At 63.7% G+C, this 5,442-nt stretch carries 3 protein-coding genes and 2 pseudogenes; all 5 read right to left on the bottom strand.

Annotated elements, in window-relative coordinates; genetic code table 11:
• Nucleotides 1–355: pseudogene (locus tag RWT78_RS27800) on the bottom strand (hypothetical protein); the annotation flags it as partial.
• 159 nt (nucleotides 356–514) lie between these two features.
• Nucleotides 515–2,698 (bottom strand): malate synthase G, encoded by a 2,184-nt coding sequence (locus RWT78_RS27795; protein WP_073513315.1) that lies wholly within the window; start codon nucleotides 2,696–2,698, stop codon nucleotides 515–517.
• 152 nt (nucleotides 2,699–2,850) lie between these two features.
• Nucleotides 2,851–4,101, bottom strand: a complete 1,251-nt coding sequence (locus tag RWT78_RS27790) for a trans-acting enoyl reductase family protein (protein ID WP_218749282.1) — start codon at nucleotides 4,099–4,101, stop codon at nucleotides 2,851–2,853.
• 44 nt (nucleotides 4,102–4,145) lie between these two features.
• Nucleotides 4,146–4,577 carry a universal stress protein gene (locus RWT78_RS27785; RefSeq protein ID WP_003946198.1) on the bottom strand — a complete coding sequence of 144 codons (432 nt, stop codon included), beginning with the start codon at nucleotides 4,575–4,577 and terminating at the stop codon, nucleotides 4,146–4,148.
• Between the two features lie 157 nt (nucleotides 4,578–4,734).
• Nucleotides 4,735–5,442: pseudogene (locus RWT78_RS27780) on the bottom strand (short-chain dehydrogenase); the annotation flags it as partial.

Here is a 5,442-nt window from a genome sequence, read left to right as displayed (position 1 = left end):
ATGCTGCGTCGTCCCAGGGGGCCGCCGGACCGGCTTCGAGTGCAGTCGAGACCGACGCGGACGGCGCACCGTGCACCACGACGGCGATGCAGTGATCACGCACCACCGGCGAGGTCTGGGTGTACCGCTTCGCCAGTTCCTCGACCTGTGGGGCTATGGACGGATCCGCGGTGACGTCGAGTGTCTTGTTGCCCTCGACGCACGTACCGGCTGCCTGCTGTCCCTGATCGTCGATCCGGTTGCTGAGGGCCTTCCATCCGAAGAAGCCTGCCACGATCAAGACGATCAGCACGACGACGAGAATCGGCCCCTTACTGATACCTCTGGCGCCTGACCCGCCGCGATGTTCGCCCACGTACCTTGCCCTACCTTGGTCACTCGAAGAATGTCTGTTGAACGGACTGTGTCCTCGGCCAGTCTAGTGACGAATCTTCGGGGCCTACGCGAACAGCCTCGACACCGGGAGCGGTGCCGAGGCTGTTCGGGTTCAGCTTCGAGTTCGAAGAAGGTGAAATCAGGCGTTGGCAGCCTTGTACTCGCGGCGGCGGCGATGCAGGATCGGCTCCGTGTATCCGCTGGGCTGCTTCGCGCCTTCGAGGATGAGTTCCTTGGCAGCCTGGAACGCGATGTTGGAATCGAAATCAGGTGCCATGTTGCGGTACTCGGCGTCGCCCTCGTTCTGACGGTCGACAACCGGGGCCATGCGTTCGAGTGCACTGACAACGTCGCTCTCGCTGACGATGCCGTGACGCAGCCAGTTGGCGAGCAGCTGGCTCGAGATGCGCAGCGTGGCGCGATCCTCCATGAGCGCGACATCGTGGATGTCGGGAACCTTGGAGCAGCCGACGCCCGCGTCGATCCAACGGACCACGTAGCCGAGGATGGACTGGCAGTTGTTGTCGAGCTCTTCCTTCTTCTCCGCGTCCGTCCAGTCGGTGCTGGGAGCGAGCGGGATGGTCAGGATGTCGTCGACGCTCGCGCGAGGCTTGCCCTTCAGGCTGTCCTGAACTGCGAACACGTCGACGCGGTGGTAGTGCGTCGCGTGCAGCGTTGCGCCGGTCGGCGAAGGTACCCATGCGGTGTTGGCGCCGGCCTTGGGGTGACCGATCTTCTGCTCGAGCATGTCTGCCATCAACTCGGTCATGGCCCACATGCCCTTGCCGATCTGGGCCTTGCCCTGCAGACCGCAGGCCAGACCGGTGTCGACGTTCCAGTCCTCGTAGGCGCCGATCCACTTCTGCTTCTTCATCTCGCCCTTGCGCACCATCGCGCCGGCTTCCATGGAGGTGTGGATCTCGTCGCCGGTGCGGTCGAGGAAGCCGGTGTTGATGAACACCACGCGGTCGACGGCTTCCTTGATGCAGGCGGCGAGGTTGACCGTCGTACGACGCTCCTCGTCCATGATGCCGACCTTGAGCGTGTTCTCCGGAAGCCCGAGGACCTGCTCGACACGGCCGAACAGTTCGGTGGTGAAGGCAACTTCCTCGGGACCGTGCTGCTTGGGCTTGACGATGTAGATCGAGCCGGTGCGGCTGTTGTCGAGCGGTCCGTTGGCGTCACTGATCGAGAGGCCGTGCACTGCACAGGCACTGGTGATCAAGGCGTCGAGGATGCCCTCGGGGACCTCGTTGCCGTCGGCGTCGAGGATCGCAGGGTTGGTCATGAGGTGACCGACGTTGCGGACGAACAGGAGCGAACGACCGTGCAGGCTGAGTTCGCTGCCGTCGACTGCGGTGTACTTACGGTCGCCGTTGAGCGTGCGGGTGAAGGACTTGGCGCCCTTCTTGATCTCCTCGGACAAGTCACCGCGGTTGAGACCCAACCAGTTTCGGTAGCCGACAACCTTGTCGTCGGCGTCGACAGCGGCGACCGAGTCCTCGAAGTCCATGATCGTGGTGACGGCGGATTCGAGAACGACGTCCTTGACGCCGGCGGCGTCGGTGCTGCCGATCGGGGACGAGGCGTCGATCTGGATCTCGGCGTGCAATCCGTTGTTCAGCAGCAGGATGCTCGTCGGTGCGTCCTTCTCGCCGAGGTAGCCGACGAACTTCTCCGGCTGGGCGAGCGTGGTGACAGCACCGTCTGCCAACGTGATCTTCAGTTCACTGCCGTCGACAACGTACTTGGTTGAATCTGCATGCGATCCCGACGCGAGAGGTGCTGCCGCATCGAGGAATTCACGCGCCCAGGCGATGACCTTGTCGCCGCGGACCTTGTTGTAGCCGGAACCCTTCTCGGCGCCGTTCTCCTCGGAGATGGCGTTGGTGCCGTACAGCGCGTCGTACAACGAACCCCAGCGGGCGTTGGACGCGTTGAGTGCGAAGCGCGCGTTGAGGATCGGCACGACCAACTGCGGGCCGGCCGTCGAGGTGATCTCGGTGTCGACGTTCGCGGTGGTGACCGAGAATTCGGCAGGCGTCGGCAGGAGGTAGCCGATTTCCTGCAGGAACGCCTTGTATGCAGCGGCGTCGATGGGAGCGCCGGCGTGATCGCGATGCCACTGATCGATCTGAGCCTGCAGATCGTCACGCTTGGCAAGCAAGTCGCGGTTCTTCGGTGCGAGCTCGGTGATGACCTTGTCGGCGCCGGCCCAGAACGTTTCGGCGTCTACACCGGTGCCGGGAAGAGCCTCCTCGACCACGAAGTCGTAGAGAACCTTGGCAACCTGAAGACTGCCGACCTGAACGCGCTCAGTCATGAATAGCCTCACTTTTCCGAAAGCGGAGCATCACATATGGATGCCATGAACCAACATCAATGTTACCTGGGAGTATTCCCACCGCTGTCCGCGCCCTGAGCTGCGATAATCGGGCGCGAAGAGCTGAAACGATCAAGTGAAATTCGTTCTGTCTAGAGTTTGCGCGCGGAAATCTCGAAACCAGCCGCGCGCAGACGCTCGACCAGGACGTCGCCGAGCGCTGTCGCTGGAGTCAAAACGCCGGTGGCCGGGGGAAGAGCCTTGTGGTCCTTCGCCAACGACAACGCAGATTCGCCGAGCATTACCGCCGTCGCGCTGTATCCCGGGTCGCCCTTCGCCTTCACTCGTGAGGTGTATCGGGCGCCGGTCGTGGTCGTGGTGAACACGTCGAGCGTGAAGTGGCCCTTCTTCTGGGTGCTCTCGCTCGGACCTTCACCGGGAGCCGGCAATACCTTGTCGAGAAGGAAGCGCGTCGGGGGAAGGGCGAGTCCGGCGACCAGCGCACCGAGGCCGACCGCCACGCCGCCCGCAATCACCGGTGACACCACCGAAGAGCCGACACTCATCACCTCGCTGTACTTGAACTTCTTGCCGTACGCCCACTCTCGGAGCGCATTGCTGCGACGGACGACTCGTGTGTTGTACGACGCCATCACGAACGGCGCTTTCCACCCCTTCAGCGAAGGATCGATCTTCTTGCCGTCGACCACGCTCACGTCGCTCTGGCGTCCGAGTTCGGGCTCCCGATCACGATCGGGGCTCAGCGAGTACGGCGAGGCAGCAAGTTTCCGCAGGCGCGCATCGTCTTTCGACACGTCGATCTGGTTGCGAAGCGAATCGATGGTGCCACCGCTCACGCCGCCGCGCAGGGCCGTGACCACCAGGGTGGTGTCCGTGAGCTCGCCGGCGCCGTCGGCGGCGACCTTCTCGTGCAGGACGTGAACTCCGAGATCGGAAGGGATGGAATCGAATCCGCAGGAATGGACGATCTTGGCACCGGTCGAGACCGCCAGCTCATGGTTGTCGTCGATGCTCTCGCGGTGGAACAGCACCTCACCGGTGAGGTCGACGTAATGAGTTCCGGCGGAGGCGCATTCGTGAACGAGGGCGTGGCCGTACTTGGCATACGGGCCGACCGTGGTGGCGACGACCCGAGTTCGCTGCGCGAGCGCCTTCAATGCGGTGGCGTCGTCGGCGTCGGCAATGATCAGGGGGAGATCGGCCGCGGCGGTACCCAGATCGGCGCGAGTGGCTGCCAACTTCTCGAGGGAACGGCCACCGAGGCCGATCTTCGTGCCTTCGGGAGCATGTTTGACGAGGTAGTCGGCGAGTAGCTTACCGACGAAGCCGCTCGCTCCGTAGACGATGATGTCGAGTTCTCGGGCGGGCGAGGTTCCAGTCATGGAGCCAGCCTACAAACGAGCACCCGAAAGTGATGTGACCGAGGTCACTCGGCGGGGAGGGGTTCCTTGACGACGAGTATCGGAGCCTCCACTTCGAGCAGGAGACGCTGCAGCGGGCGTTCGAGGAGGAACTTGCCGATGGGGGACATCCGGCGTGTTCCGACGATCAGGAGATCGACACCCGCGTCGTGGACCAGGTCGACGAGCGCGGTAACCGGATCGCCGTCGTGCTCGGTGGTGCGCAGATCCCACTTCGTCTCCGAGAATCCACCGGCGTCGAGCGCTGACTGGATCTCGCCGCGAAGAGCGGCCCGATCGTCCTCGGTGTCTCCGAGGTTGACCGTGCCTCCGATGTTGACGTCGTCCAGGACGTGCAGAACCAGCAGTTCCTCGCTTCGACCCACGGATTCCCGTGCAGCGGCCACGATTGCGGCGCGGCCTTCCGGGCTGTCCTTGTGTACGACGGCGATCGTCATGGTTCCTCCGAGTCGGTGAGCAGGTTCGCAGTCCATTATCGCCTGCAATGCTGTGCTCTACCTGAAATGAGCTACTCGACACGGGGGTTTGGGGGTGACGAGATCGCCACATCGGGGCGGCTGGGTGCCGCCCATCACGAATGCGGCGTGCTGCCGATCACCACGGCGAGGGTTTGTAGTCCTTGAGGAAGCAGCCGTGCAGGTCGACGCCCAGTTCACCCTGAACGATGGGGTCGTAGACGCGGGCGGCACCGTCGACGAGGTCGAGTGGTGCGTGAAAACCTTCGTCGGCCAACCGCATCTTGGTGAAGTGTGGGCGTTCGTCGGTGATCCAGCCGGTGTCGACGGCGGTCATGAGGATGCCGTCGTCGAGCATTTCCTTGGAGCTGGTGCGGGTCAGCATGTTCAGTGCTGCCTTGGCCATGTTGGTGTGCGGGTGGCCAGGGCCCTTGTACGCGCGGCTGAACTGGCCTTCCATGGCGGAAACGTTCACGACGTACTTGCGTCGTGCAGCGGCCGCGGCCATCGACGGGCGCAAGCGCGAAACGAGGATGAAGGGCGCGACCGAGTTGCAGAGCTGGACCTCGAGAAGCTCGATCGGATCGACCTCTTCGACGGTCTGAACCCAGCTGTTGGTGTGCGCGAGGTCGGGCAGCAGCCCGCCCGCGTCGATGGCGATTCCCTGCTCGATTCGATCGGGTGACGCCGACTTGGCGACGAGGGCGAGTGAACTGACCGCGTCGGCGGACAGATTTCCGGAGGTGATGCTTGCGACGTCCGACAGCGATCCGGCCAGAGCCGCGGGGTGAGCGTCGCTCGTCTTGCCGAAGGTCAGGACATCAGGCAGTTCACCGGCGGGCAGCGC

Source organism: uncultured Rhodococcus sp. (assembly GCF_963525155.1).
Lineage (GTDB): Bacteria > Actinomycetota > Actinomycetes > Mycobacteriales > Mycobacteriaceae > Rhodococcus_F > Rhodococcus_F qingshengii.
Note: the sequence above shows the minus strand (reverse complement) of the source record. Positions and strands in the feature narration are given on the sequence as shown.

Bases quoted from the DNA above. Each gene is read 5' to 3' on its own strand.
- RWT78_RS27795 (WP_073513315.1), bottom strand. From the start codon at position 2,698: ATGACTGAGCGCGTTCAGGTCGGCAGTCTTCAGGTTGCCAAGGTTCTC.
- RWT78_RS27790 (WP_218749282.1), bottom strand. From the start codon at position 4,101: ATGACTGGAACCTCGCCCGCCCGAGAACTCGACATCATCGTCTACGGA.
- RWT78_RS27785 (WP_003946198.1), bottom strand. From the start codon at position 4,577: ATGACGATCGCCGTCGTACACAAGGACAGCCCGGAAGGCCGCGCCGCA.